Below are 2,744 nucleotides of genomic sequence, written 5' to 3'. Positions count from 1 at the left end.
ATGGTGGTCGTGACGATGTGGTACGCGCTGCGCGAAATCGCCCGTGCCGAAGCCGTCATGGAAGTCGAATACGACCGATCCGAAGCGTTGCTGGCCAACATCATGCCGGCCAGCGTCGCGGCTCGGCTCAAGGATCCGGCGCACAACGTCATCGCCGACAAGTACGACGAGGCCTCGGTTCTGTTTGCCGACATTGCTGGTTTCACCGAACGGGCCAGCGCCACCGCCCCAACCGAACTGATCGAGTTCTTGGACCGGCTCTACACGGAATTCGACGCGCTGGTCGACAAGCATGGGCTGGAGAAGATCAAAGTCAGCGGCGATTCGTACATGGTGGTCAGCGGGGTGCCCTGGCCCCGGCATGATCACGTCCATGCATTGGCGGACCTCGCGCTCGACATGGCCGACGCCGCAGCCGACCTCAAAGACCCGCACGGTCGCGCCCTGCCACTGCGCATCGGCCTGGCCACCGGCCCGGTCGTCGCGGGAGTGGTGGGCTCGCGCCGCTTCTTCTACGACGTGTGGGGTGACGCCGTCAATGTCGCATCGCGGATGGAGTCAACCGACCCCGAAGGCCGGATTCAAGTTCCCCAGGACGTCTACGAACGCCTGAAAGATGACTTTGTGCTGGAGGAACGCGGCGACATCGAGGTCAAGGGCAAAGGGGTCATGCACACCTGGTATCTCGTGGGCCGCAAGCCCGGCGCACGCTCCATTAGCGTGCGCAGCGAAGACGCGCAAACCGCCAACGTCTGACTGCGCGGCAAACCGCGCTCCGGGGTTGCGGTATGTGCGACACTTCGCTGATGGAACCCACCACTGCCCCAAGCCTATTGCCGCATCTGTGGAAGTCGACGCTGGTATCCGGCATCTTGGCGCTGGCCCTCGGCGTCCTGGTATTGGTATGGCCCGGCAAAACCATTCTGGTCGCCGCTATTGTCTTCGGCGCCTATCTGTTGATCACCGGGATCGCGCAGGTGATCTTCGCATTCAGCCTGCATGTGTCCGCCGGGGGACGGGTGCTGTTGTTCATCAGCGGTGCGGCGTCACTGGTGTTGGCTGTTCTGGCCTTCCGCCACTTCGGCAACGACCCCTTGGTCGCAATCCTGTTGTTGGCGATATGGATTGGCGTCGGCTTCATCTTCCGCGGTGTGGCAACGGCGACATCAGCCATCAGCGATCCGACCCTTCCCGGCCGCGGCTGGGCCATCTTCCTCGGCGTGGTCAGCCTGCTGGCGGGCATCGTGGTGATTGCGTCGCCATTCGAATCGATCTGGATACTGACGCTCGTCGTAGGGATCTGGCTGGTGGTCATCGGCGTGTTCGAGATCGCATCGTCGTTCGGCATTCGCAGTGCCTCCAAAGCGGTGGACAAAGCTTTGTTTGGCCCAAGGGAGACCACGGAGCCGCCGACTGGGCCGCCGACTGGGCCGTGATCTGCGCGACGTTTCCGTGGTGGACGCGCCGGCTATCTACTACACTGTGTCGTAGTCAGTCGTAGCAGGTCCGGGAGTTGGCAACATGGACGTCGTCGACGTTTCCCGGTGGCAGTTCGGTATCACCACCGTCTACCACTTCATCTTCGTGCCGCTCACCATCGGCCTGGCGCCACTGGTGGCTGTCATGCAGACGGTGTGGGCGCTCACTGACAACGTCGCGTGGTATCGACTGACGAAGTTCTTCGGCAAGCTCTTCCTGATCAACTTCGCACTCGGGGTGGCCACCGGCATCGTCCAGGAATTCCAGTTCGGCATGAATTGGAGCGAGTATTCCCGGTTCGTGGGCGACGTGTTCGGCGCACCGCTCGCCATGGAGGGCTTGGCCGCGTTCTTCTTCGAGTCCACGTTTATCGGCTTGTGGATCTTCGGCTGGAGTCGGCTGCCGCGGCTGGTGCACCTGGCCTGCATCTGGATCGTCGCGGTCGCGGTCAACGTGTCGGCGTTCTTCATCATCGCCGCAAACTCGTTCATGCAGCACCCGGTCGGGGCGCACTACAATCCGGCGACGCACCGCGCGGAGTTGAACAGCATCTTCGCGTTGCTCACCAATAACACAGCGCAGCAAGCATTCTCACATGTGGTCACCGGATCGATCCTGACAGCCGGAACTTTTGTCGCCGCGGTGTGCGCGTGGTGGATGGTCCGGTCGCGGGCTGGCATCGCGGCCGGCGCCGACCCCAATGGCCAGGCAGCGGAGACCGACGCCCGCACGATGTACCGACCGGCCACCATTTTGGGGTGCTGGGTTGCGATGGCCGCGTCGGTGGTGTTGTTTTTCACCGGTGACGCGCAGGGCAAGCTGATGTTTCATCAGCAGCCGATGAAGATGGCGTCGGCCGAATCGTTGTGCGACACCCAAACCGATCCAGACTTTTCCATCCTGACTGTCGGCAGGCAGAACAACTGCGACAGCCTGAGCCGGGTGATCGAAGTTCCCTACGTTTTGCCGGTGTTGGCCGAAGGCCGGGTCAGCGACGTGCGGCTGCAAGGAGTGCGCGACCTTCAGCGCGAGTACCAACAGCGGTTCGGCCCAGGCGATTATCGGCCCAACCTGTTCGTCACGTACTGGTCGTTTCGGGCCATGATCGGGTTGCTCGCAATTCCGGTGTTTTTCGCGGTCATTGCTTTGTGGCTCACCCGCCGCGGGCGCTTCCCGGGCCAACGGTGGTTCTCCTGGCTCGCATTACTGACCATCCCCACCCCGTTCCTAGCCAACAGCGCCGGCTGGATATTCACCGAAATGGG

Annotated in this window: 3 protein-coding genes; all 3 read left to right on the top strand. The window is 62.5% G+C overall.

What is annotated here, in order from left to right; translation table 11 throughout:
• Positions 1-756: adenylate/guanylate cyclase domain-containing protein (locus VFA16_RS07620; RefSeq protein ID WP_324967230.1), on the top strand; the 756-nt coding region annotated here is incomplete at its 5' end.
• A 32-nt stretch (positions 757-788) separates the two neighbouring features.
• Entirely contained in the window at positions 789-1,436 is a 648-nt protein-coding gene (locus VFA16_RS07615; protein WP_324967229.1) for an HdeD family acid-resistance protein, read from the top strand.
• Positions 1,437-1,521: 85 nt separating this feature from the next.
• A partial coding sequence (locus VFA16_RS07610; protein ID WP_324967228.1) for a cytochrome ubiquinol oxidase subunit I occupies positions 1,522-2,744 on the top strand: 1,223 nt, incomplete at its 3' end.

Origin of the sequence: Mycobacterium sp. (assembly GCF_035653355.1) — a bacterium.
GTDB lineage: Bacteria > Actinomycetota > Actinomycetes > Mycobacteriales > Mycobacteriaceae > Mycobacterium.
The sequence above is the reverse complement of the archived record's forward strand: the minus strand, read 5'-3'. Positions and strand labels throughout refer to the sequence as shown.